A 23760-nucleotide genomic window follows, 5' to 3' on the forward strand; every position below is an offset into this window, starting at 1 on the left:
ATTGTTGGTGTATTACCGGCGTTTCCGATAACCCGAATTCCATCGTAACGGGGGTGAACAGGCCCCAATATGCTACTTTGGGACTGTTTTTCAGGGGTCTTAGGGCGGATATTTCAATGTCTGAAAGTCGCGGATTTCGGGCACAAAAAAAGGCCCTGGGAAGGACCTAAAGAGAGTGACAAGAAAACCCAGAGGCTCCCGCAGGAGCAACCCCGGCCAGACACCGGGGGCTTAAGGTGCACATCCTGTGCTGACTCACATGCGGGCCCGTGTGGAAGGACCCGCGGTTCCGCTCTTGCAGATCAGAAGAAGCCCAGCGGATTGGTGTCGTAACTGACCAGCATGTTTTTAGTCTGCTGGTAGTGCTCCAACGCCATCTTGTGGGTTTCACGGCCAACACCGGACTTCTTGTAGCCGCCGAAGGCAGCGTGAGCCGGGTACGCGTGGTAGCAGTTCATCCAGACTCGACCGGCCTGAATGTTGCGGCCCATGCGATAGGCCAGGTTGGTGTCACGGGTCCAGACGCCCGCACCCAGACCGAACTCGGTGTCATTGGCGATCGCCAGGGCCTCTTCTTCGGTCTTGAAGGTGGTGACACCCACAACCGGTCCGAAGATTTCTTCCTGGAAGACACGCATCTTGTTGTCGCCCTTGAACAGGGTCGGCTGGATGTAGAAGCCGTCGTTGAAGTCGGCATCCAGGTGCTCACGGTCACCACCGGTCAGCACAACAGCGCCTTCCTGCTTACCGATTTCCAGGTAAGACATGATCTTGTCGAACTGTTCCTTACTGGCCTGGGCGCCCACCTGAACGTCCGTATCCAGCGGGTTGCCGCGTTTGATCGCCTTGGTGCGCTCAACCACTTTCTGCATGAATTCTTCGAACATGTCTTCCTGCACCAGGGCGCGGGACGGACAGGTACAGACTTCACCCTGGTTGAAGAACGCCAGAACCACACCTTCAACGGCCTTGTCGATGAACTCGGGCTCGGCCTTCATAACGTCAGAGAAGTAGATGTTCGGGGACTTACCGCCCAGCTCTACGGTTGACGGAATGATGTTCTCAGCCGCGCACTTCATGATGTGAGCGCCGACCGGAGTGGAGCCGGTGAAGGCGATCTTGGCGATGCGCTTGCTGGTTGCCAGAGCCTGACCTGCTTCGACACCATAGCCGTTTACGACGTTCAGTACGCCCGGCGGCAGCAGGTCACCGATGATTTCCATCAGCACCAGGATGCTGGCAGGCGTCTGCTCAGCGGGCTTGAGCACGGTGCAGTTACCGGCAGCCAGGCAGGGGCCCAGTTTCCAGGCCGCCATCAGCAGCGGGAAGTTCCAGGGAATGATCTGACCAACAACGCCCAGCGGCTCATGGAAATGGTAAGCCACGGTGTTGTGGTCGATTTCACCCATATGGCCTTCCTGGGCACGGAGACATCCGGCGAAGTAGCGGAAATGATCCGCCGCCAGAGGGATATCGGCGTTCAGGGTTTCGCGAACGGCCTTACCGTTGTCCCAGGTTTCTGCAACAGCCAGCTTTTCAAGGTTGGCTTCGATGCGATCAGCGATCTTCAGCAGGATGTTCGAACGCTCAGTCACGGAAGTCTTGCCCCAGGCCGGCGCAGCTTTGTGCGCGGCGTCCAGAGCCAATTCGATGTCTTCAGCGGTAGAACGAGGAATCTCACAGATAACACCACCGGTTACCGGGGTGATGTTTTCGAAATACTGGCCTTTAACCGGGGCGACCCACTCGCCACCGATGTAGTTCTCGTAACGGGATTTGAAAGAAACGACGGAGCCATCCTTTCCTGGTTGTGCGTAGATCATGGTGTCGACCTCTTGTTGTGTTTGTCGCAGGGCAACGCGGCCTTTCGCGTTTACCTGTTCAATGTAGACGCCGAACCAGGATTGGTGAATGATCCGATGGGGGTGAAAAACTCCTCCCTTGGTAGTAGATGGTCCGGACCGCCCTACTGGGCAGCGGCGGGAACAAGGCGACGGCCTGCCAGAATCAGCAGGAACCCGAAGCCGTACATCAGCACGCTGTAGACAACGGCCGGAATAGACATTTCACTGGATTCAAGCAGCGTTAACGTGACCATCAGCGCGATGGTGCCGTTTTTGATACCCAGTTCCACGGCGACCGCAAGCGATTCACGCTGGGAAAGCCCGACGAGCCGACTGCTGGCCAGGCCGAGGCACACACCCACGAGGTTTAACAGGAAAGCAGCGGGGCCGGCCTGAGTCAGCAGCTCCAGCAGGCGATCCCGAGCCCCCCACATCAGGGCGATAATGAGCACCAGCAGTACAATCCCGCCAAAGATGCTGACCACCCCTTCCGCCTTTTTCGCTCGCTCCGGCATCCGCGTTCGAATAAACATACCAATGGAGACTGGCAGCAGGACGATCACGACCAGCATGGCAATGGTCTTGCCCACGGGTAAGGACACATCTGCGCCCTCACCGAAGTACATTTGCAGCGCGTAGTTGGTGAAAAATGGCAGGCTCACAATGGTGATCAGACTGGCGGAAACCGTCAGCAGTATCGACAGCGCGATATGCCCTCTGGACAGCAGTACAAACAGATTGGAGGTAGTCCCCCCCGGACAGGCTGCAATAATGACCAGCCCCACCGCCATCGCAGGCCCAAGCCCCAGAATGAGCGCGATGGCAAACGCCACCAGAGGCATGACCAGAATCTGGGCCACGGTGCCAACGATCATACCCTTGGGGTTCATGGTTACCTGCCCGAAATCCTTGAGGGTCAGTGTCAGCCCGATGCCAACCATGATGATAAACAGAGAGATCGGCAGGCCGATCGATATCAGCGGACTGGTTTCCATGTTGCACTTCCTCTTTTTTGTTTTATTTATTTGGCCCTTCAATCAAGGGCAGCGATGTGCGCCTTCAGCTCGGAAGGGTTGGTAATCGTTACTTTGCCATAATCCAGCCTCAGCAAACCGAGCGACTCGAACTCCTTGATACGACGATGCACGCCCTGGCGGGTCATGCCCATCATGTTCGCAATTTGCTCACGGGTCAGCCTCAAGACCACAGCGTCTGTGTCCGAAATCCGGATTCCCTGAATCTCCGCCAGGAACAACAAGCGTCGCCCAAGGCGGGCCGAAACCCCTCTCAGGGCATCGTCCTCCAGGATCGATATCGCCGACCAGAGCCGGCGACTCACCATATCCAGCACCACGGGGTAACTCTCGGGGTACTTTGCCAGCAATTGCCGGAACCTCTCCCCCGGCAGTTCGATGACGGTCGCATCTTCGTGCGCCGTTACCCCATAAACCCTCGGCATACCGGGAGAAAAAACCGTATCACCGAACCAGGAGCCCTCGTCAAAAATAATCAGTGTGGCTTCCCGGCCCGCCGGATTGACCGACGTTACTCTCACGGTTCCGATGGCAATGATGCACAGCGTCGATTGCATGGAGCCGCGATCGTAGATTGTTTGTCCCGCACTGAAACGGCGGACTTTTGCCATCAAGCCGGCTTCATCAAATGCCGGCTCTGGAAGGGCCTTCAATAGCGGGCAGGATCTGAGCGCGGTTTTGATATCCGGCATTGGAATCAGGAGTCTCCGACAAGTCTAATGATGCAGCCACAAATACAATGTAAACGATTTGACAGTGTCATGCTCATCAATCCGCCTAGACTGATATTCGTCAAAGACAAAAACAACGCCTTGTCGAGAGAGAGGATTACCAAATGTCAGAGCCTCTGGCCATTCCGTCCAAGAAGCACCAGGTCACCGAGGAAGAGTGGCAACTCCGTGTTGACCTTGCCGCCGCCTACCGCCTGATCGCCCACTACGATTGGGACGACCTGGTATTCACCCATATTTCGGTGCGTATACCGGGTCCCGAACACCACTTCCTCATCAACCCCTACGGCATGATGTTCGATGAGATCACCGCATCAAGCCTGGTGCGTATCGATCAGGACGGGAACAAGATCAATCCGGACGATTTCGATGTAAACCCGGCCGGATTCACCATTCACAGCGCGGTGCATGCGGTTCGCGAAGACGTCTCCTGTGTCATGCACACCCACACCACGGCAGGCGTCGCCATCTCCACCCAGAAGGAAGGTCTGCTGCCGTTGTCTCAGCAAAGCCTGTTCCCGCTGTCGAACCTGGCCTACCACGATTACGAAGGCGTTGCCCTGCGTGAGGATGAGAAGGCTCGGCTACAGGCAGACCTGGGAGAAAACAACTTCATGATCCTGCGCAATCACGGCCTGCTGACAACGGGCAGCAGCGTCGCAGAGGCCTTCCTGGGCATGTACATCCTGCAGACCGCCTGCGAAATCCAGCTCCAGGCTACCGCTTCGGGCCAACCTCTGGTTCATATCCCGGATGAGATTCTTAGCACCATTCAGGCCCAGGCCAAACAAGCGACCAAGGGCATGGGCGGAAAACTGGCCTGGCCGGGTCTGCTGCGCAAGCTGGATCGGATCGACCCGGGCTTTCGGGACTGAGAGGAGATTGAGAAATGAGTGATATGAACGCCCCCAAAGCGCAGTTCCACCATATGAAAGATGGCACAGCAGAAGACTGGAACCTGATCGCGAGTCAGTTCGGCCAGTTTGCCAAGGCGCTGCCCGATCGCATACTGGAACACCTGATGCTATTGCAAGGTGACTTCGGCGGGTTCCCGATTGATCGCCTGTCTCACTGCCTGCAAACCGCAACCCTGGCCCATCGCGACGGCAAGGACGACGAGTATGTTGTCTGCGCACTGCTGCACGACATTGGGGACACCCTGGGCAGCTACAACCACGCCGACGTGGCCGCCGTGCTGCTGGAACCGTTTGTGAGTGAAGCCAACCACTGGATGATCAAACACCACGCGATCTTCCAGGGTTACTATTTCTTCCATTACCTCGGCATGGACCGGAACATGCGTGATGGGTACAAGGATCATCCACACTTCAAGCGCACCATTGAGTTCGTCAGCAAGTACGACTCACCGGCGTTTGACCCGGAGGGGGAAATCCTGCCGCTGGACTACTTTGAGCCCATGGTTCGCAAGGTGTTCGCAAAACCGGTGAAGTCCCTTTATAAGGAAGCCGAGTCGGTAATGGAATAAAGGTCTCAACGCCCGGTGCAGCAATAAAAAAAGGTCGCCCGAGGGCGACCTTTTTCATCATGAAGCCAGAGTATTACTTGCTGGCAACACGATCCTTCGGCAGTTTGAAGGTCCAGATGGAACCACCCTGGTTGAAGTCCTTGACCACCTTGGCCACTTCACCACCCCAGAGCGGCACCGCGCCACCCCAGCCGGAGGCCACGGAGACATACTGCTCACCGTCCATAGTCCAGGTGATCGGGGTACCGACCACACCGGAGCCGGTGTTGAAGCGGTACAGTTCTTCACCCGTCTTGGCGTCGAACGCCTTCAGGTAGCCTTCCGGCGTACCGGTAAACACCAGATTACCCGCGGTTGTCATCACACCACCCCACAGAGGCGCGGTGTTCTCGTAACGCCACACTTCTTTACCGGTCTTCGGGTCCATCGCACGGAGCACACCGATGTAATCGTCGTTAGCCGGCTTGATGGTGAAGCCCGCACCCAGGAAGGCGGCGCCTTTCTTGTAGGATACGTTTTCGTTCCAGATATCCATGGACCATTCGTTGGAAGGAACATAGAACAACTCGGTCTCCTGGCTGTACGCCATCGGCATCCAGTTCTTGCCACCCAGGAATGCAGGTTGAGCTACGACAGTCTTGCCCTTTTTACCTTCCATATCAGCCGGGTTACCGGGACGACCGCCTTCGGTATAGATCGGACGACCGGTTTTCGGATCCAGACCTTTGGCCCAGGTGATCTTGTCAACAAATGGGAAGCCTCGGATGAAGTCGCCGTTCTCACGGTTCAGAACATACATGAAACCGTTACGATCAGCGGTGGCCGCTGCCTTGATGGTCTTACCGCCTTCCTTCAGGTCAAAGGAAACCAGCTCGTTAACACCATCGTAGTCCCAGCCGTCGTGCGGGGTAGTCTGGAAGTGCCACTTGATGCTGCCGTCGTCCGGGTCGATGGCCAGACGTGAAGAGGAGAACAGGTTGTCCCCCGGACGCAGGTGCGAGTTCCAGGGAGCAGGGTTACCGGTACCGAAGAACAGGGAGTCGGTTTCAGGATCGTACGTACCACCCAGCCAGGTTGCAGCACCGCCGTTTTTCCACATATCGCCCGGCCAGGTTACACCGGCCTTGCCGCCAGAGATGCCATTCTCGATGGCTTTGCCATCCTTGTAGACATACCCCATGTGGCCTTCAACGGTCGGACGGGTCCAGACCTTTTCACCGGTGTTGGCATCATAGGCTTCCACCTTACCAACGATACCGAATTCACCACCGGACACACCGGTAATGATCTTGCCTTTGACAACCAGAGGCGCGGCGGTAATGGCGTAACCCGCCTGGTAGTCCGCAACCTTCTTGATCCACATCGGCTTGCCGGTGTCCTTATTCAGGGCAACGAGCTTGGCGTCGAGGGTACCGAAGATGACTTTGTCGTCGTACAGGGCAACGCCCCGGTTTACAACGTCACAGCAGGGCATGATGCCGTCCGGCAGGCGGGCGTCGTACTGCCAGAGCTCTTCACCCGTCTTGGCGTCGATGGCGTAGACACGAGAGTAGGAGGCGCTGACGTACATAACGCCATCCTTGACCATGGGCTGGGTTTCCTGCCCACGCATTTTTTCGCTGCCGAAGGAGAAAGCCCAGGCAGGCTGCAGGAACTTGACGTTATCCGTGTTCAGATCTTCCAGGGAGCTGAAACGCTGGCCCTGTGTACCCATGCCATAGCTGACAACATCTTCAGGGGTATTGGCATCGTTCATGATATCTTCGTCGGTCACCGCCTGGGCACCGTAGGAAACAGCCAGCGCCAGCGCGCTGGCAGCAATGCGAATCCCGAACTTGTTCGTTCTCATGGTTGCGCTCTCCAATTCTCTTGTTTTCAGTTTCTCGGCGAACCGGGAACTTTTCCCGCCTCTGAGTTGATTCTTCTTTTTATGGGAAAACACAACAATTAACCCCCGGCACAGGTTTTCTCATCACTTGGTAGTAATACCTTCCCGGAACGAAAAAGCCCGCGAGGGTCTCGCGGGCTTTTTCAGGCACTGGACTGGAGCTCAGAGTCTGCCCTCAGCTTTGGCCAGAGCTTCCTCACTGAGGAATTCTTTGTAGTACTGCGGCACGCTGTAACGGAGCTGCAATCCGGAGAACATCTGGTCCAGGCTACCCGATTTCACCAACTTGCCGATGACGTCCTCAAGCGCATATCCAAGCTGCCGATGGTTCTGCTTGATCGCCATGCCGACGTCCCAGACCTGCTTACCAATGCCGGGAAAGCCATTTTCGGCCTGACGGAACGTCTTGTTTACAGGCTTGGCAAGTTCATGATCAATCTCTGCCCGCATACCCATAACCGCTGATACCTCACCCTCGCGCATGGCGGCGAACGCGTCTTCAACACTCCGGTAATGCCGGACCTGATCCCTCAACCGACCCCGCAGGCCCGAGCTCAGATAGAAATCAGGCAAGGTATCGATCTCAACGCCGATGGGGTGGTACTGAAAGACGGCGATGGTCTGCACCGATTCCAGCTGCTCCGGGTTGTAGGCGATCTGCCAGGTTTCCTGCTGGTAGGGACCGAACATGACCACCTGCTCATTGACATATTCACCGGTGGAGTCCTGCATGTAGGCGTACTGCTTATCGTAAGGAACCCGCAGCATGACGTCGGCAAGACGCTGCTTGGCCAGGTAATGTCCTTTCCAGACATTGTTTCTCAGGTCATCGCCGAGGTTCTCGTCAGGCACAATCCAGTGCACCCTGAATTCCAGCCCCATCTCCTCGGCAATCCGCTTTCCCAGCTCGACATCAATACCTCGGGGCTCACCGTCCACTTCATAGGAATAGGGCGGAAAGTTCTCGTAGACGCCAACCTTGAGATAACCGGATTCCATGATGATGTCATAGGTGCGATCAGCCGGACGGTTCAGCAGCTCGTTACCATCGTCCGCTTCCTGGGCACCCACCCATTGGAAGGCCAGCATTAAGATAAAAATATGGGCAATTTTTTTCATTGTAATCTCCCGGGCAAGCTCGCCTTAACGACGAAGGGCCGGCACAAGGCCGGCCCGCAAACAGACCTTTCTGGTGAACGCTCCCACCTGTTACTCAGGCTTTGGCAGAGACTCCACGTAGGTCTTGATGGCCCACATGGCGTTCTGATCCAGCGTCTTCTTCCAGGACGGCATACCACGATCAGTACCGTTGCGAACACGCGTAATGAAGTACTCGTCATCCCAGATGGTCAGCTCGCGAAGGTCTGGCGTCAGGCCGCCTGACATGGCGCGAATGCCGTGACAGCCTGCACAGTTGCCCGCGTAGGCACTCTCACCGATCTTTACCGCTTCTTCCTGCATATCTCCGTGGGCGTTACCTTCCCGGAACGGATTCTCGATCAGGACCTCATCGCCCAGGTTGGGCAGGTCCCCGGTATCGACGGCTTGCGGTGTCACGTTACCGTGCGCGATAGCCAGGCCAGCGGCACCAAAAAGCCCGGCGGCGATCAATGCTTTGAGTGAAAAGGACGTTGTCATTGTGTCTACCTCTGTTATTTCCCCGTGCGCTGGCTAATTGGAGTTATGGAAAGCCAACTTGCTGACTTCTAGTCTAGGAATCCCGAGAGCGGATCCGAATGCCACTTTGGGGGATTTAATTTAGTTCCTTGGTAGTAGACGGAGAGAGTGAGCGACCAGCCATAATATGATGCAAGTCATTGAAATCAGGGAATCAGGATTTCCATATCGCCCGAAAATTAGTTCCTAAGTAGCGCCACTTTGCTACTTTCTGAATATTTTCGCCCCCTCCCCCCTTTCACTAAGCTGGAACCACAACAATAACCTGGAGATTCCCATGGCGTTCTCGAAGCGGCTTTTCGCCGCGACGCTCGCAGCACTGACAATTGCCCTCCCGGCTCAAGCCGAGGGCCTGAACGTGCGGATTGGATACGTCCAGTGGATTCCGGACCAGGGGCCGGTTCTATCCAACGTCATTCCCGAGCCCGAAGACTCAGGATTGCGCGGCGCGCAACTGGCCATTGAGGACAATCGCACCACCGGAAAATTTCTGGGCCAGGAATACAATCTTGAAAGCCTGGTAGCGGACTCTGAGGCTGCCGCAGCCGCAGCCTTTGAAGCAATGCAGAGCGACGGCATTGACCTCTTCGTTATCAATGCTCCCGCCAGCACCCTAGAGATGCTGGCATCCAAATCAGGCGACAACACACTGCTATTCAATGCAGGCGCCAAAGAGGACTCGCTTAGAACCACCGAATGCCACGCCAATCTCCTTCACACCCTGCCCAGTTACAGCATGCTCACGGATGCGCTGGGGCAGTGGCTGAATCAGCGTCGATGGAAAGAAGTCTTCCTGATCACCGGTCCCACCAGTGCGGACGAGGGCTGGGCGAACGCGTTCCGGCGCTCGGCCAAGCGGTTCGGATTGGAAATCGTCGAAGACAAGCCCTGGACCTTTAATGCCGACCTGCGCCGCACTGCCTCCAAAGAACTGCCTCTCTTTACTCAGGCCGATGACTACGATGCCGTTGTCGTGGCGGATGTGCGTGGCGATTTTGGTGAGTACGTGCCGTTCAATACCTGGCTACCACGGCCGGTGGTTGGTACCCAGGGAATGACGCCAGTGACCTGGCACAGGGTGGTTGAGAGTTGGGGTGCTGCACAGCTACAAAGTCGCTTCCAGGAATTGGCGGGACGCCACATGAACGGCGAGGACTACGCCGCCTGGGCGGCTGTTCGCTCAATTGGCACCGCGGTTACCCGGCTGAATGCAACCGACGCCTCAGACATTCGCGCATTCCTGTTCAGTGACAAGTTCCAGCTCGCCGCCTTCAAAGGCCGCAAGCTGACTTATCGCGGCTGGAACGGGCAGCTCCGACAGCCAGTCCCTCTGGTACACCCGCGCGGTCTGGTGGCCCGGGCACCGTTCGAAGGCTTTTTGCATCCCCGAACCACCATGGACACGCTCGGTTTTGATCAGCCGGAAAGTGACTGCCGAATCAATAATTGAGCCTCAGGGCATTTAGGTTTCAGAACAAAAAGGAGCGACAACCATGAACAGATTACTCAAACGGACCGCCCTGGCAACGATGATTGGTCTTTCCGGCCCAGCCATGGCCAGCATGGCTTATGTGTCCAACGAGAAAGACAATACCTTGTCGATCATCGACACCAACACCCAAGAGGTTGTCGAGACAATTGATGTGGGCCAGCGTCCGCGGGGCATCCTGCTCTCGAAAGACCATTCCAAGCTTTACATCTGTGCCAGCGACGATGACACCGTGCAGATCATGGATCTCGCCACGCGGAAGATCGTCGATACCCTGCCTTCCGGCGAAGACCCGGAGCAGTTTGCCCTGCACCCGAACAACAAACATTTGTATATCTCCAACGAAGACGACGCAATCGTGACCGTGGTTGACGTATCCACCAAGGACGTACTTGCCCAGATTGACGTTGGGGTCGAACCCGAAGGCATGGCGGTGAGCCCCGACGGCAAGTGGGCGGTCAACACCTCGGAAACCACCAGCATGCTGCACTGGATCAACACCGAAACCTTCGAGATCGAAAAGAACATTGTCGTGGGCCAGCGCCCGCGCCACGTGGAGTTCAGTAAGGACAGCAAGGTTGCCTGGGCCTCGGCTGAGATTGGCGGCACCGTTCACATTATCGATGTGGACAACCTGGAGCAGATCCACGAAATGACCTTCAAAGTACCGGGGGTGAACCAGGATCGCGTTCAGCCAGTCGGTATCGAACTGACCTCCGATGGCAAGTACGCCTTCATTGCCCTGGGCCCCTCCAACCACGTTGCCGTGGTGGACGCTCAGACATACGAGGTGCTCGACTACCTTCTGGTCGGCGCCCGGGTATGGCAGCTGGACCTGGACAAGGATGAAAAACACCTCTATACCACGAACGGTGTGTCCGGCGATGTGTCCATCATTGATATAGAGGACATGAGGGTGATCAAATCCATCAAGGTGGGCCGCTACCCCTGGGGTGTGGTTATCGATCCGACGTCATGACCATTGAAGCCCGAAGCCTCAGTTTTCGCTACGGCGACAAACCGGTATTGAGAGAGGTCAGCTTCGCGCTGACCTCCGGGCGCTTTCACGCCTTGCTCGGCCCCAACGGCGCAGGCAAGTCCACCCTGTTTGGCCTCCTTACCCGTCTTCTCGCGCTCCAACAGGGCGATATCCTCCTTGCCGGTCAATCCCTGAAGAAGCAGCCTGCTGAAGCTATGCGTCAGATTGGTGTGGTGTTCCAGCAAAACGCGCTGGACCTCGACCTCACCGTTCGCCAGAACCTTCAGTACCACGCGGCCCTGCACGGACTTTCCCGCAAAGAGGCCAGGCTCAGGGGCGACCAGGAGCTGGAGCGCTTCAACCTGCTTGACCGGGCCAACGATGCCGTTCGGCAGTTGAACGGCGGTCACCGTCGCCGGGTCGAAATCGCCCGCGCCTTGCTCCACAAACCGTCGCTACTGCTGCTGGATGAGCCCACTGTCGGGCTGGACGTTGCCAGCCGTAAAGCGCTGAACGCCTATGTTCGCACGCTATGCGAAGAGGACGGACTGACCGTGCTCTGGGCCACTCACCTGATCGAAGAAGTCCGCAATGATGATCGGGTTCTGATTCTGCATCAGGGCCAGCTACTGGCCGATGGTGACGGCCATGAAATCTGCGAGGCCGAGGGCACGCAGGATCTGGCCGAAACCTTCCACTCACTGACCGGAGCCGGTTGACCATGAAAGCCTCGCACTACTGGCACTGTTTTGTCGGCATCCAGACCCGGGAATGGTTGCGCTTCTGGCAGCAACGAACCCGCTTCGCCAGCGCACTGGTGAGGCCTTTGCTATGGCTGGTGGTGTTTGCTGCCGGCTTCCGGGCGGTACTGGGCATTTCCATCATTCCGCCCTACGAAACTTACATCACCTACGAGACCTACATTGCCCCTGGCCTGTGTGGCATGATCATCCTGTTCAACAGCATGCAGGGAGCCCTCTCGATGGTGTATGACCGGGAACTGGGCAGCATGCGCGTGTTATTGATGAGCCCACTGCCTCGCCCGTTTCTGCTGGTCACCAAACTGCTGGCCATGGGCGTGGTCTCCATCGGCCAGGTGTATGTGTTCCTGTTGCTGGCGCTTCTGGTGGATGTCGAACCGCCGCTCTGGGGCTATCTGGCGATTCTGCCAGCGCTGATCCTGACCAGCCTGATGCTGGGCGCATTGGGACTACTGATTGCAACCTGGATCAAGCAGCTTGAAAACTTTGCGGGCGTGATGAATTTCGTAATCTTCCCGATGTTCTTCATGTCGTCCGCGCTCTATCCGCTGTGGCGGATGAACGAAGCCAGTCCCTGGCTCTACTGGATTTGCCAGTTCAATCCATTCACCCACGCCGTGGAAGCGATCCGGTTTTCACTCTATCTGGAGTGGAACCCAACAGCCTATGGGATCACGGCGGGTGTCACTGTCGTGCTTGCCGTGTTCGCAACGGCAGGATTCCGACCGCAGCGTACTCGCATCCTGGGGAGTAAAGCAGCCTGAGATGTGACTAATCAGTACACTCTCTGGTCCTGAGTTTGTTCAACAGTCCTTGAACCACTCCTTTGCCATCAACAGGCTTGTCCCACTTTAACTTTGCTGGCCTGCCGTCCAAATACCAGAGTCGGTTGGCAAGGATGTCGGCGTCGTTCGCATCGTGAGTGACGCATATCATCGCCATGGCCGGGTGGGCGTCGAGAATCCGGGCAATCAACTGTTTCAGTTCATCCGCCATCACCGGATCAAGAGACGCAAACGGCTCGTCCAGCAGCAGCAAATCCGGCTTTACCGCCAAACAGCGAGCAAGGGCCGCACGACGGGCCATACCAAGGGAAAGCTGATCCGGGAAATAATCGCCGTACCCATTCAGCCCAACCTGGGCCAGCAACTCTTGCGCCTCACCCCTGGTTGCCCCTACAAGTTTCAGGTTGGCTTTCAGGGTTCGCCACGGTAGCAACCGGTGCTCCTGAAACAGGTAGCCAACCCGGTGGTTCTCACGCCCGATAACTGCTGAGTCGGGGACCGATACGTCCAGGCCGGCAATCGCATTCAGTAAGGTAGTTTTCCCGATCCCGGATGGCCCCAGAAGACAAATGCGATCCCCGGCTCCAACGGTCGCCCTCACTTGACCGAGAACTGGGCGGCAAAAATCCCGACCCTCAATCTGCAGTTCAAGCATGGGCAACCTCCGGCTGACGCCAGCGGTTGGCCCGACGTTCCAGCGGCTGCAGGACAGCCAGTTCAATTAACTGCACGACCGCTATAAACGCCAGGCTATACGCCAGAATAGACGCCACATCGAATACCTGAAAAGCCATGTGTAGCTGGAACCCGACACCACTGGACCGGCCCAGCAACTCCACGACGAGAACAATTTTCCAGATCAGCGCCAGCCCGCCCCGGGTCGCGGCCATCAGGTAGGGAAACAGTTGTGGCAGCCAAACGTCCCTCAACCGCTGCCAGCGCGAAAATTGATAGACCGTGGCCATGTCCTCCAGGCGTCGATCCAGGCTGCGGGCGCCTTCCCGAACCGTCACCGCGACATTGGGCACTTTGTTGATGACGACCGCCATCACGGCCGCCACTTCCACCAGACCGAACCAGACGTACATCAGGATAATCGTGACCAGAGCAGGCAGGTTGAGCAGTAAGACCAGAAGCGGATCAAATAGCGCGTTGGTTGCAGTGGAGCGTCCCATGGCGATGCCAATAAATGTGCCCAGCAACATGGCCAGGACGAAGGCGACAGCAACTCTCGCCAGGGTGGCTCCCAGATGATGCCAGAGGGCTCCGGATCCGGACTCCCGGACCAGCGCATCCAACACCTCGACAGGCGTTGGCAGCAGGGGCGATTGTAGCGTGGATGCAATCACACCCCAGATGACAACCAGCATCGGCAGCACAACCCAGTAGCACCAGGCTGGTGGATGACCGGCGTTCCCGTTCACTGCCCGCCCCTGTAAAAGAGCTCCTCCGGCATCACTGAGCCTGCCTCGGTTCCGGTCAGCTCCAGCAGGTGGTGAAGATCCCCAATGCGGCTCTCGGTGAGTAATGAAGGGGTCCCGACGAGGAAGCCCTTTCTGAGCGCCTCGAACACACCGTCCGACGGATTCCCCATCAAAGGGCGAAGCCTTTGCCAGTATTCGGAATGGCCCGCCAGCTCGGTTTTGGTGTCATTCAGGGATTGGGAAAACCGTTCGATCAAGGAGGCGTGCTTCCCGGCCCACCCAGCTGGGAACACATACCCCAGTACCGGCAGATTAGTATCAAGATCCATAGCCTCGAGCAGGTCTGCCATACCAAACGCAGACCGCCAACCGCCAGAACCTTTCAGGCGAGCAGCGAAATGCCAGTAGGTGACAATGGCATCGACCCGCCCCCGCTTGAGGGCCTGGCTGAGCAAGGGGGGCGCTGCATATTGGACGTCCGCTGAGACCGCCAGATTAACCCCCTGCTTGGCGGCCACATTCTGCAGCAGAATCCAGCCTTTGCTGTCCGGGCCACCTGCGACACCAATGCGTTTTCCCGCCAGATCGTCCACGGAATCAATGGTCGAGCCTTCGGCGACAACAATATCGCCGATTTGGGACGAAAACGGCACATAGAGATACGGACTACCAGCCTCGTACCGGGCCTGGGCCCACAGCAGGTCTGCCACCGCGCCATCCGACGACCCACTGGTCACCGCGAGCCTTGAGGCTGACAGGTTGGCAACCGGCTTCAAGACCAGGTCATAGCCGTTTCGGTGATCCAGCTCCCGGTGCTTGAGATGATCCAGCTCCCAGTGCGCGGTTCCGAATTGCAGCACGCTGATGGTCAGCGTCGGCAACGCCGACGTAGCCGCTGCGGCACCACCGGACGCGCACACCGTGAACGCCAGAGAGATCAGGCAGGCACTGGCGGCCCGAAGGATTCGGGAGCCGGAACGGTTGGCGGTTGTTGTTTGTTGTTGGTCCATACCCCCACGATACGAACCCCGGGATTCACCAAGAATAGTACTTTAGTGCCTGTTTTTTGGTGCGATGGTCTCATTCAACTCAAGGCCTGTATGGCGTGTAATGGAATCATCACAATAATAACCAGAGGCCCGGTGCCGCGAGCCAATGCTGCCAGACCTCATACATAGGAGGCCGCCATGTTGAATGAGCCCGATGCCGCACTCTCTTCGGAAACCAGCTATCATGGTTCTGAACCTACTCCTGATACCGACAACAAGCAGGTAGAAACATTCATGGAGCCGGCTTACAAGATTTTGATTGCCGACGACCACCCTCTCTTCCGTGAGGCCATCACCAGCGTGATTTCCTCAGGCTTTGAGGGCAGTGAGATCATAGAAACCGACGACCTGGACAGCGCACTGGACGTAACCCGGGAAAACGACGACCTGGACCTGATCCTGCTCGACCTGAACATGCCCGGCATGCATGGCCTGAACGGCCTGATCACGCTGCGTAATGAAGCCCCCACCATTCCTGTGGTGATTGTCTCGGCAGAAGAAGACAAGCAAGTGGTGCTGCAGGCCATTACTTACGGCGCGGTGGGATTCATCACCAAGTCCTCACCCCGGGACCAGATGACCGAAGCCATAGAGCAGATACTGAACGGTAATGTGTACCTGCCCTCCGACATCATCCGGACCGGCAAGGAAAGCTCCAGTCGGCGCTCCCGCGGCGATGAGAACCCGATTTCACCGGAACTGCTCAACTCCCTGACCCGTCGCCAGCTGCTGGTGCTTGAGCGCATGTCCAAGGGGGAATCCAACAAGCAGATCGCCTACAACCTCAACATCGCGGAAACGACGGTCAAGGCGCATGTCTCCGCTATTCTCCGCAAACTTGGGGTTCACAATCGGGTTCAGGCCATTCTTTCGGCCAGCGATGTCGACTTCAGCCAGTATCTGAAGCGCTAGACCGGAGTATCGAACCGAATGAGAAAGCCGGGAGAAATCCCGGCTTTTTTTATGGCTGGATCCGGCCGCCACACCGGATAAGGTGATTGAGTGTGCTGCGCAGTTTGAGAGGCTTCACCGGCTTGTTCATCAACACATGGCCGAGCCCTCGGATGTGCTGCTTCAACTCATTGGTGTAGTTAGCGGTAATCATCACCACTGGAGCCGGGTCACGGCGCCGATCATTAATCGTCGCCACCACGTTCACGCCGGTTTCGTCATTGTCGAGATGGTAGTCCGCAAGGATGACGTCGACCGGGCTTTCAGCAGGATCCAGCTGACGCTCAAGGTCCGCTAGCGAAACGGCGGTAATCACCTGACAATCCCAACCTTCAAGCAGGGTCTGCATGCCCTCACAGATGGAATGATCGTTGTCGATCACCCAGACCCTTGCGCCACCCATGCCATGATCAACGGAAGGCTGACGCAGGTCGTCCGACCCAGGACGCTTGGGCGCCAGCTTACCCAGCGGAACCCGGACACTGAACACGGACCCCCGCCCCTCTATGGAGGACACGGTGACCTCATGCCCGAGCATGCGGGAGATCTTGTCCACAATGGCCAGGCCAAGACCGAGGCCTTTATCGGCTGGCGCACCTTCCGGGCGGATACGCTTGAATTCCTGGAAGATTTCAGAAAGCTTGTCCTCAGGAATCCCCGGACCGGTATCCCAGACCTGCAAAAGCACGTGATCCCTCTGCCTCCGACATCCCAGCAGAATGCGGCCACGACCGGTATAGCGGATGGCATTGGTGAGGAAGTTCCGCAAGATACGCGCAAGCAACTGCGAATCCGACTCCACAACCGCCGACGACGGCACAAAATCGAGACGCAGTCCGCCCGCAACCGCCATCTGACGGAACTCCCTGGCGATGTTGTTCAACAGGTCCCGAAGATCAAACGCCGTGACATCCGGCTTGATCACACCGGCATCCAGTTTGGAGATATCCACCAGCGTGCCCAGCAGGTTTTCCACATCGTCCAGCGAGGTACTGACGGATTTAACCAGCCCTTCGGCTTTTGGCCCGAATGACTGTTCCTGCAAGGCACTGGTAAACAGCCGGGCCGCGTTCAGCGGCTGCAACAAATCGTGGCTCACCGCCGCCAGGAACTTGGTTTTCGACAGGTTCGCGCGTTCAGCCTCAAGCTTGGCATCCCGCAACCGGGCTTCCACTGCAGCCCGCTCGCCGATCTCCTGGCGCAACTGATTGTTCAGCCCGGTCAGCGCGGCAGTTCGCTCCTTCACCCGACGTTCCAGATGATCGTACGCCTGTTCCAACGCCAGCGCGGTTTTGCGACGCTCGGTAATATCCCGGATCAGCACGAAGAAGCCGATGATGTCGCCCTGTTCATCGAAGTTCGGCACATAGGAACGAAGCATGTAGCGTTCCTCGCCCAGTTCCCCGGTTTCCTCAAACTCGAACGTCACATTGTGACCATCCAGCACTTCAAGAATCTGCGGCATCAGCCGCTGATAGAACTCCGGCGAGTGGATGTCCTGTAGATGCTTGCCAAGCGGCGATTCACCACGACGCCCGTACCAGGATTCATAGACCTTGTTGCAGAACTGAATCGTCAGGTCCGCGCCGACGTAGGCAATGAGGGCAGGAACATGATCCGTCACCACACGTATCCATCGTTCGCTTTCCTCAAGCGCCTTGATGCGCCGGGCCATCTCGCTGTTCTTGACGTCCGTAATATCGGAATACAGCACCACCAGACCGCCCTCACGGGTAGGACGCTCGGTCATCTGCACCCAGCGCTGATTGGAGAGCAGAAAAACCACACCTTCCGAGTCCGGATGGCTGTGCTCTTCCACAATCAGACCACAGGTGATGGCCTGCTGTTTCATGTCCACGATGGCCGTGCCTGGTTCAGGCGGATTGGCGCCGGCATGGCGCCAGTAGCTGCGGAAACGGCTGTTGCTCTGGATCAGCCGGTGTTGGTGATCAAACAGAACAAAGCCGTCGGCAATGCTTTCTATAGCATCACTGAGGCGCTGACGGGTGGTTTCTGCTTCTTCGCGGGCACGGTTCAGGGCCTTGTTGCTGCCCTTGAGTTCCTCCATGGCCTGGTTCAGCGCTTCGGTGCGTTCCCTCACCTGCTCAGCCAGCACCACAGAATGCTCGAACGCCGCGTAGGGCTCGGGCTTGTGGGAAGACCCGGATTCCACGCGCACAATCAGGGCATCACGAATCCTGCGGAGACGCTCATTCTCCGCTTCGAGTTCAGCAATCCGCTGATCCCGGTCGTCGCCTTGCAAGGGCGAGGGATCAGAACTGCCCGGAACTGGCATCAGGCTGGCCAATGACCACCCCCGTGAACGTCTGATTGATATGCATGCCGTCAAACTGCTCGCCGTAGGTATTGAAGCCAATCACCTTATGATGCCGCAAAAATTCCGACACGGCCTCAACTTCACCGGTGAGCTCCGCTTCCAGGCGTCGCAGGAAGCAGTCGCACCCAATGGTCACCAGCGGCGGCCCGACACTCCGTTCGGAGGCCTCGATCTGGGTCCGAACACTGTCCAGCAACGACTCCGGCTCCATCGCTGTCATCACGATGCCGGTTTCCACGGCGCAATAGAAGGTCAGGCTCTTGTCCGGGTTGACGCGCTGAATGGAACGGATGAAATAGTGTCCACCGATTTTCACGCCCAGTGGTCGCAGGGCAAACACTTTGCGGTCAAGCTCATCAACACTCAGACCAACCGCCCGGGCGTAGGCTTCAGCGGCCGGCTCCGCATTGAGCTCATGCACAGTACGGCTCTCGGCACAGGCTTTGGTGACCACGAGTTTTTCGCTTCGATCCACCATATGGTGTGTGGAGAATACGCGAAAATCCAGCGGCGTATTGACCAGCAGGACAGTCGCTGCACCGGTGTGAAACTTACCATCGTAAAAAACATGCGTGTTTGCCAGACGCTCGTCGTCACCGGCTGAACCACCAAATTGCGGGATCGACCCCAGGGCCGCGTTCAGGGTTGCCAGTACCAGCTCTTCACGGCTCGACAGGCCGTCCAAAAGCGTGATAGCGAAGGTATTGCCTTTGACAGGGGCAAGCTGGGCATTTCGACACGTCGTCAACAAGCCGTCGATGACACCCTGAGCGTCCTGAAGCGTAAACTGATCCAGCTCACTGATCAAAGCACAATCGATGGCAAAATAACGCTCGTCAAACCCGATGGCAGTAATGCAGCCCCGACCATAACCATCCGGGGTGATTTCACCCGCAGAGGTACACCCGCAGACCCGAACATCGCCAAAAGCATGTTCCAGGGCAATACCAAGACGCCCGAGATCGTATTCCGCCGAGCAGAAGAAAAGGACACATCCAAGATGTTCGTGACTAAGCTGACTGGCCAGGTTCGTGGCCGCCAACATTGGATCGCGCACATGGGAGCTTGCGACGCGAACAGCGGGCAGGGTTGTCGCAGACTTCATTTCGACAGGCTCCAGGCGCGGATGGGTTTCTTCCGATTTTACGGAATCCACGTAGGCAGCCAATGCGACTTCAGTGCTTTTAATAGGCGCGCCAAAATGATCATAAGCCATTGATTTAAATACCTCCTGAATCAATGCCCGGCGGCGCTGCCAGCTCACAATGGAACAAACCGGCACTTTAGTCTTAGTACAGGCGCTCCCGACACCGGCATCCGTACCGTGCCGGGAGCTGGCCCTCGTTACGTAAACGCTCAGAACGTAACGATGGCACCCAGTGCAATCGTATCTGCGTCGGCAGCATCGGCACCGGAGGACTTCACGGTCTGCTCAAACATGTTGTATTCGGCAACCAGTTTGAAGTTGCTGTTTACATCATGGAACAGGGCCACTGAAGAGTTCTCGGTTTCGAAATCGGCCTGATCAGACTCGGTTTCACCGTAGGAGAGCACGAAACGATTACTTCCCAGGGTGTACGAACCCTGCAGCAGGTAACCGCTGGCATCTTCTTCGGTGGTGAGGTTCGCGTCGGTGATCAGGACGGGAATATCACCTTCCGAGTTGAAGCCGGACGCGGTAACAGACAGGCCGGCAACCGCAGCGCGAACACCGTAGCCAACGCCGGTGGAGCTGATAGACGTCGTTGCATTTTCAGACTTCTGGGAACGGCCGTTGACCCAGCCGGTCAACGCCACACCACTCAGATCCGCACTGTAGGTAAGCTCAGCCTCAATACGCGGTGCAGACTGCTCAGACTGCGGTCCCGGTGTCGTGTTGGCCGGCTCAAGAACACCCGCGGCAACCTTCAGACCACCCATGTCCGGAGAGCGGTAGGTAATCTGCGCGGATGGATTCGGATACGGATAACCAGAGCGGATATTGCCGAATGAAACGCCGGTAGCCGCGCCTGGAGAGCCGAAGCCCATCAGGATTTCATCCAGGAAAATGTTGTTGCGAGCGTAGAGGCCAAAGTCCTTACCGATCAGAACCTGACCAAAGCTGCCATCCACCGTGGCATACAGCTGACGAACGTCAATAGCGGTATCCGTCGGAGACTGCAGACTGTCGTTGATTGTGGACCAGAAAGAAGAACGCCCACCCATCGTCAGGTCGCCTACTTCCTTACTGAAATTGAAACCAATGGTGTTGGGCAGAAAACCCATCTTGATGTCAGAGTTGCGGGTATCAGCAATCTTGTCGTCACGGTTCACGTAGAACGCGTTAAAATAACCGTCGACAGAGAAGGTCGTGCCGTCTTCGTTATATACCTCAACAGCTGCGTTGGCACCAGCGCTTGCGCCCATCGCAGCTACCATGGCCATCGCCAGCCCTGACTTTCTGAAGTTGTTGTTTTTCATAATTCCCCCGGTTGTTTTTGGAAATCTGGGTTCTGGATACCGGACAGCCCGGTTATCCGAGGCGTGGTCTGTCGCCTGAATTCCATGGTCGGTCAGGGGGGGAAATTGGGAAATGCGTCAAGGGAGCAGGTTTTCTGCTCATTTGGGAGGCATTGGAAACAACACTTTGGGATTACGACCCGCCTGGAAACTGCTCCAGTTCCAGCAAGCAATCGGTCAGGAAGGTATCCGGATTTGCCAGTGTTGCCTCGTCGGCAACGACGCCAAACTGAACCTGGCCGCCATAGCTAACGATACTGACGCCCAGCCCGATATCGCCTGCCTGGGGCACCCAGAACATCTGTTCGGTTATCGGACAACCCGCCAGGTATCGGGGCTCCGGGGTTCCGGGAACGTTGGAGACCACCGCACTCGCCTTGTGATAAAGCACATCGGCAATGGGCTGGCGTAGCGTCTCAGGGATTAAAGAAGCGCTTGATGCCAGTCCCCAGGAGATGCCCGGCTGCCAACTCTTCTTCAGCCGGCGGGTTTCATGCTTGATACGGTAAAGCCGTTCAAGCGGGCTCTCACCATCAACCGGCAAAGGCACGAAGACCGTTCCAAAAAAGTTTCCAAGCTCGCCAGCTTCGGGCTTGAGTTCATCCGGCAGGCGACTGCGGATATCCACCGGGATAGCGGCGTGAAGCACCGCGTCGTCCAGTTGCTCCTCATCAAACCCCAGGCGAGTTCGAACCGCCGCAGCCACGCAACTAAGCAGCACGTCATTGATGGTGACCCGGGTACTCCTGGCAATCGCACGAAAACGATCCAGTGGTACCGGGGCGGACCAGCGGCACAGCCGCCTTCCCAGCAATGGCCGCTTCAGCTCCGACGGCGAATCGGCGGGTTCCACCAGGAATTCAGTGAGCTCATGGACCAGTTTCACGCCCTTATGGGCCACTCGCTCCAACATTCCACCAACCTGAGACCGCTGGCTGGCCTCCCCTTCCTGATCCGGCGCTGGGCCGGGCTCCAGGGTTGTTTCACCGGACTGAACCAGTTGTTCAAGCCAGGCCTGGGCGGCGGTGGTCCATCGTGACAGGTCCGATTTCTCGGCCGCACCATAGATGGCCGGGTGCTGTTGGGGAGAAGGCGGGCACAGTCGATCAAAGATACCGAGGAGTGACAAACCGTCGGCGTAACAGTGGTGCACCCGCAGTAGCAGGGCCGCGCCTCCTTCTGCGTTGGGAGCCAGCCAGAACTTCCAGCGCGGACGGTAGAGCGCCAGAGGCTGATTCAGGCGGGCGGAGACCCACTCCTGCAACTGATCCCGGGTAAACCTGTCGATCACGACATCAAGATGGTGCTTCAAATCAAACACTGGGTCCGGTTCCCAGCGCCAGACAGCCCCACTTTTGACGGGCATAAACCGGAATCGCTCCCAGGCCATCCAGTAGACCCGGAGAAACTCCCTGAATCGGGCAGCGGTCAACCCTTCCACCCTCAACATGACCGTGATGGTCATCGGGTTCTCCGGGCGTTCCAGAGCCAGCCAGGCTGAATCCGCAGGCAGCAGGAGATGCGATTGCTCGTGGCTCAAACCTGAACGTCCCCGGGTGATTGATGAAGGTAAGTAAAAACCGAACTCCGCATTGTGCCAGACAACCCCCACAGGCTCCATACAGCAAACCAGCGAGCAAAGTTACAAAAAGTTACACGTGAACAACCGTTCATCCCTATACTGGTTATAAGCCTTGATGCAATGGTTATTAGCTGGCCCGAACCAACGACAGTTGGCTCTGGATCATCAAAAATCCGGTTGCCAGCGCCAATAAACGGCGCCTCGTTTCGCGGTACAAAAGAATAACCAGCCACTTCCAAGATTAATAAAAGGCCATTGCAGTGCTGGTGGGAGAGCAGTTATGAAAGCAAGCCATGTACGTAAACTGATCAAACCGATTGATAGCGCTTACTCCGAAATGTTTTCGGGAAGGGTTTATCGCGTCGGAAAAGGGGCCGTTTCGGTCCGCAATCACAGCGGCAAGGCCGAGCAGACCGTCGTTGGCGTCCATGGGTTCCTTGAGAACCACTGCTACTTCACCCAGGCCTATGAAGCACCGACCACGGAGCTGATCCTGCTGACCTGCAGCAACTACCACATACCGGTTAACGGGGTCACACCCGAGAAGCCTCACTGGGAAGTGCCCATCAAACACCTGGAAGCGACCATTGAGTACGATGCCTGCATCCTGAACCAGGCGCTTTCAAACCTGCCCACGACCCAGAACATCCGGGTGCATGGTCACTCTCGCGGCGGGGCTGTGATCCTGGAAGCCATCAAGCAGTGGCCAGAACTCTACGAGAACATTGAGGTTGTCCTGGAAGCGCCGGTTCTGCCCCAGGGACGCCTGCATGCACTGGTCACCATGCTACTGGAGCCGGTCAGCCACGGCATGTGGCCCTGGCTGATCCGACTGATCAACAGCGCTCCTTCGTCGGCCTATGGCCAGACCTTCTTCGGCCGAATGAATCCACGGAAAAAGCAGCTCCTGGACAAGCTGTTCTCGTCAACCCGGGATCATCTAACCATCGTGCGCAACATTGAGAACATCATGGATTGGATGACACGGACAGACACGTCCGTGTACAACCACGTTCGCCACGGCACCTTCCTGATTCCAGCCGTGGACCGGATCCTCGACCGCAGCGCGATGCTGGCCAGTGCCCGCCAGAGTCCGACCACCATGCGCATCGTGGAAACCGAGGCACCAAGCCACTTCATTACCCTCGACAGCAAAGAGTGGGTACCGGGCTTCGAGACCCTGCCGGCTGCAGCCCAAAGCTGAGCTACTGCATCCATGGCCAGGCTCCGTTAAACTAGCCGA

At 57.2% G+C, this 23760-nt stretch carries 21 protein-coding genes; 8 read left to right on the forward strand and 13 right to left on the reverse strand.

Features of this window, described 5'->3' with window-relative positions; all coding sequences use genetic code 11:
* Positions 1-302: 302 nt before the first annotated feature.
* From exaC to D777_RS12165, 3 genes are all read right to left on the reverse strand, one after another.
* The gene (gene exaC / locus D777_RS12155) at positions 303-1823 is read right to left on the reverse strand and encodes an acetaldehyde dehydrogenase ExaC (RefSeq protein ID WP_036132513.1); all 1521 of its coding nucleotides are present in this window, start codon (positions 1821-1823) and stop codon (positions 303-305) included.
* 143 nt (positions 1824-1966) lie between these two features.
* Positions 1967-2839 carry a bile acid:sodium symporter family protein gene (locus tag D777_RS12160; protein ID WP_036132514.1) on the reverse strand — a complete coding sequence of 291 codons (873 nt, stop codon included), beginning with the start codon at positions 2837-2839 and terminating at the stop codon, positions 1967-1969.
* A 38-nt stretch (positions 2840-2877) separates the two neighbouring features.
* Positions 2878-3570 (reverse strand): Crp/Fnr family transcriptional regulator, encoded by a 693-nt coding sequence (locus D777_RS12165; protein ID WP_036132516.1) that lies wholly within the window; start codon positions 3568-3570, stop codon positions 2878-2880.
* Between the two features lie 143 nt (positions 3571-3713).
* Between D777_RS12165 and D777_RS12170 the strand changes: the two genes are divergently transcribed.
* Both D777_RS12170 and D777_RS12175 read left to right on the forward strand, forming a co-directional pair.
* The gene (locus tag D777_RS12170; RefSeq protein ID WP_150112643.1) at positions 3714-4484 is read left to right on the forward strand and encodes a class II aldolase/adducin family protein; all 771 of its coding nucleotides are present in this window, start codon (positions 3714-3716) and stop codon (positions 4482-4484) included.
* 23 nt (positions 4485-4507) lie between these two features.
* Positions 4508-5095 carry an HD domain-containing protein gene (locus tag D777_RS12175; protein WP_227501770.1) on the forward strand — a complete coding sequence of 196 codons (588 nt, stop codon included), beginning with the start codon at positions 4508-4510 and terminating at the stop codon, positions 5093-5095.
* Between the two features lie 73 nt (positions 5096-5168).
* Here the strand turns inward: D777_RS12175 and D777_RS12180 are convergent, their stop codons facing one another.
* The 3 genes from D777_RS12180 to pedF all read right to left on the reverse strand — a co-directional run bounded on the left by D777_RS12180 (position 5169) and on the right by pedF (position 8621).
* Positions 5169-6944, reverse strand: a complete 1776-nt coding sequence (locus D777_RS12180; protein ID WP_036133059.1) for a PQQ-dependent methanol/ethanol family dehydrogenase — start codon at positions 6942-6944, stop codon at positions 5169-5171.
* 201 nt (positions 6945-7145) lie between these two features.
* The gene (locus D777_RS12185) at positions 7146-8102 is read right to left on the reverse strand and encodes a substrate-binding periplasmic protein (protein WP_036132519.1); all 957 of its coding nucleotides are present in this window, start codon (positions 8100-8102) and stop codon (positions 7146-7148) included.
* Positions 8103-8192: 90 nt separating this feature from the next.
* A complete protein-coding gene (gene pedF / locus D777_RS12190) occupies positions 8193-8621 on the reverse strand; it encodes a cytochrome c-550 PedF (protein ID WP_036132522.1) in 429 nt (142 codons plus the stop codon).
* Positions 8622-8937: 316 nt separating this feature from the next.
* Here pedF and D777_RS12195 point away from each other — a divergent pair, with 316 nt between their 5' ends.
* Genes D777_RS12195 through D777_RS12210 form a run of 4 tightly spaced genes read left to right on the forward strand, consistent with a single transcriptional unit; the run spans position 8938 to position 12653 of the window.
* Positions 8938-10110, forward strand: coding sequence for an ABC transporter substrate-binding protein (locus tag D777_RS12195; RefSeq protein ID WP_036132524.1), 1173 nt, complete (start codon positions 8938-8940; stop codon positions 10108-10110).
* 43 nt (positions 10111-10153) lie between these two features.
* Complete coding sequence (locus tag D777_RS12200) at positions 10154-11128, forward strand: YVTN family beta-propeller repeat protein (protein ID WP_036132525.1); 975 nt, start codon at positions 10154-10156, stop codon at positions 11126-11128.
* On the forward strand, positions 11125-11847 hold the full coding sequence (locus D777_RS12205; RefSeq protein ID WP_036132526.1) for an ABC transporter ATP-binding protein: 723 nt from the start codon (positions 11125-11127) through the stop codon (positions 11845-11847). The genes D777_RS12200 and D777_RS12205 overlap by 4 nt, the downstream gene beginning before the upstream one ends.
* A 2-nt stretch (positions 11848-11849) precedes the next feature.
* Positions 11850-12653 (forward strand): ABC transporter permease, encoded by an 804-nt coding sequence (locus tag D777_RS12210; protein ID WP_036132527.1) that lies wholly within the window; start codon positions 11850-11852, stop codon positions 12651-12653.
* 7 nt (positions 12654-12660) lie between these two features.
* On the opposite strand, the gene D777_RS12215 is transcribed toward D777_RS12210, so the two are convergent.
* Genes D777_RS12215 through D777_RS12225 form a run of 3 tightly spaced genes read right to left on the reverse strand, consistent with a single transcriptional unit; the run spans position 12661 to position 15108 of the window.
* A complete protein-coding gene (locus D777_RS12215; protein ID WP_036132528.1) occupies positions 12661-13329 on the reverse strand; it encodes an ABC transporter ATP-binding protein in 669 nt (222 codons plus the stop codon).
* The gene (locus tag D777_RS12220) at positions 13322-14044 is read right to left on the reverse strand and encodes an ABC transporter permease (RefSeq protein WP_051669110.1); all 723 of its coding nucleotides are present in this window, start codon (positions 14042-14044) and stop codon (positions 13322-13324) included. The genes D777_RS12215 and D777_RS12220 overlap by 8 nt, the downstream gene beginning before the upstream one ends.
* Before the next feature lie 50 nt (positions 14045-14094).
* On the reverse strand, positions 14095-15108 hold the full coding sequence (locus tag D777_RS12225) for an ABC transporter substrate-binding protein (RefSeq protein WP_036132529.1): 1014 nt from the start codon (positions 15106-15108) through the stop codon (positions 14095-14097).
* A 273-nt stretch (positions 15109-15381) separates the two neighbouring features.
* On the opposite strand from D777_RS12225, the gene D777_RS12230 reads away from it, so the two are divergent.
* Positions 15382-16059 (forward strand): response regulator transcription factor, encoded by a 678-nt coding sequence (locus D777_RS12230; protein WP_036133063.1) that lies wholly within the window; start codon positions 15382-15384, stop codon positions 16057-16059.
* A 49-nt stretch (positions 16060-16108) separates the two neighbouring features.
* On the opposite strand, the gene D777_RS12235 is transcribed toward D777_RS12230, so the two are convergent.
* From D777_RS12235 to D777_RS12250, 4 genes are all read right to left on the reverse strand, one after another.
* Positions 16109-18394: a hybrid sensor histidine kinase/response regulator gene (locus tag D777_RS12235; RefSeq protein WP_051669112.1), complete on the reverse strand. Its 2286-nt coding sequence runs from the start codon at positions 18392-18394 to the stop codon at positions 16109-16111.
* Positions 18372-19541 carry a nitric oxide-sensing protein NosP gene (nosP, locus tag D777_RS12240; RefSeq protein WP_036133067.1) on the reverse strand — a complete coding sequence of 390 codons (1170 nt, stop codon included), beginning with the start codon at positions 19539-19541 and terminating at the stop codon, positions 18372-18374. Before nosP ends, D777_RS12235 begins: the two co-directional genes overlap by 23 nt.
* Positions 19542-19792: 251 nt before the next feature.
* Positions 19793-20896: a porin gene (locus D777_RS12245; RefSeq protein ID WP_036132530.1), complete on the reverse strand. Its 1104-nt coding sequence runs from the start codon at positions 20894-20896 to the stop codon at positions 19793-19795.
* A 172-nt stretch (positions 20897-21068) separates the two neighbouring features.
* Positions 21069-22475 carry a WS/DGAT domain-containing protein gene (locus D777_RS12250; RefSeq protein ID WP_036133069.1) on the reverse strand — a complete coding sequence of 469 codons (1407 nt, stop codon included), beginning with the start codon at positions 22473-22475 and terminating at the stop codon, positions 21069-21071.
* A gap of 322 nt (positions 22476-22797) precedes the next feature.
* Here D777_RS12250 and D777_RS12255 point away from each other — a divergent pair, with 322 nt between their 5' ends.
* Entirely contained in the window at positions 22798-23721 is a 924-nt protein-coding gene (locus tag D777_RS12255) for a hypothetical protein (protein ID WP_036132532.1), read from the forward strand.
* The last annotated feature ends 39 nt before the right edge of the window (positions 23722-23760 follow it).

The sequence above is a fragment of the Marinobacter nitratireducens genome (assembly GCF_000708045.1).
GTDB lineage: Bacteria > Pseudomonadota > Gammaproteobacteria > Pseudomonadales > Oleiphilaceae > Marinobacter > Marinobacter nitratireducens.

What these genes read in the sequence shown, in the direction of transcription:
- D777_RS12175 (WP_227501770.1), top strand. Translation starts at nt 4,508, where the DNA reads ATGAACGCCCCCAAAGCGCAGTTCCACCATATGAAAGATGGCACAGCA.
- D777_RS12160 (WP_036132514.1), bottom strand. Translation starts at nt 2,839, where the DNA reads ATGGAAACCAGTCCGCTGATATCGATCGGCCTGCCGATCTCTCTGTTT.
- nosP (WP_036133067.1), bottom strand. Translation starts at nt 19,541, where the DNA reads ATGAAGTCTGCGACAACCCTGCCCGCTGTTCGCGTCGCAAGCTCCCAT.
- D777_RS12225 (WP_036132529.1), bottom strand. Translation starts at nt 15,108, where the DNA reads ATGGACCAACAACAAACAACAACCGCCAACCGTTCCGGCTCCCGAATC.
- D777_RS12245 (WP_036132530.1), bottom strand. Translation starts at nt 20,896, where the DNA reads ATGAAAAACAACAACTTCAGAAAGTCAGGGCTGGCGATGGCCATGGTA.
- D777_RS12200 (WP_036132525.1), top strand. Translation starts at nt 10,154, where the DNA reads ATGAACAGATTACTCAAACGGACCGCCCTGGCAACGATGATTGGTCTT.
- D777_RS12235 (WP_051669112.1), bottom strand. Translation starts at nt 18,394, where the DNA reads ATGCCAGTTCCGGGCAGTTCTGATCCCTCGCCCTTGCAAGGCGACGAC.
- D777_RS12230 (WP_036133063.1), top strand. Translation starts at nt 15,382, where the DNA reads ATGGAGCCGGCTTACAAGATTTTGATTGCCGACGACCACCCTCTCTTC.
- D777_RS12165 (WP_036132516.1), bottom strand. Translation starts at nt 3,570, where the DNA reads ATGCCGGATATCAAAACCGCGCTCAGATCCTGCCCGCTATTGAAGGCC.
- D777_RS12195 (WP_036132524.1), top strand. Translation starts at nt 8,938, where the DNA reads ATGGCGTTCTCGAAGCGGCTTTTCGCCGCGACGCTCGCAGCACTGACA.
- D777_RS12170 (WP_150112643.1), top strand. Translation starts at nt 3,714, where the DNA reads ATGTCAGAGCCTCTGGCCATTCCGTCCAAGAAGCACCAGGTCACCGAG.
- D777_RS12205 (WP_036132526.1), top strand. Translation starts at nt 11,125, where the DNA reads ATGACCATTGAAGCCCGAAGCCTCAGTTTTCGCTACGGCGACAAACCG.
- exaC (WP_036132513.1), bottom strand. Translation starts at nt 1,823, where the DNA reads ATGATCTACGCACAACCAGGAAAGGATGGCTCCGTCGTTTCTTTCAAA.
- D777_RS12210 (WP_036132527.1), top strand. Translation starts at nt 11,850, where the DNA reads ATGAAAGCCTCGCACTACTGGCACTGTTTTGTCGGCATCCAGACCCGG.
- D777_RS12215 (WP_036132528.1), bottom strand. Translation starts at nt 13,329, where the DNA reads ATGCTTGAACTGCAGATTGAGGGTCGGGATTTTTGCCGCCCAGTTCTC.
- D777_RS12255 (WP_036132532.1), top strand. Translation starts at nt 22,798, where the DNA reads ATGAAAGCAAGCCATGTACGTAAACTGATCAAACCGATTGATAGCGCT.
- pedF (WP_036132522.1), bottom strand. Translation starts at nt 8,621, where the DNA reads ATGACAACGTCCTTTTCACTCAAAGCATTGATCGCCGCCGGGCTTTTT.
- D777_RS12180 (WP_036133059.1), bottom strand. Translation starts at nt 6,944, where the DNA reads ATGAGAACGAACAAGTTCGGGATTCGCATTGCTGCCAGCGCGCTGGCG.
- D777_RS12220 (WP_051669110.1), bottom strand. Translation starts at nt 14,044, where the DNA reads ATGCTGGTTGTCATCTGGGGTGTGATTGCATCCACGCTACAATCGCCC.
- D777_RS12185 (WP_036132519.1), bottom strand. Translation starts at nt 8,102, where the DNA reads ATGAAAAAAATTGCCCATATTTTTATCTTAATGCTGGCCTTCCAATGG.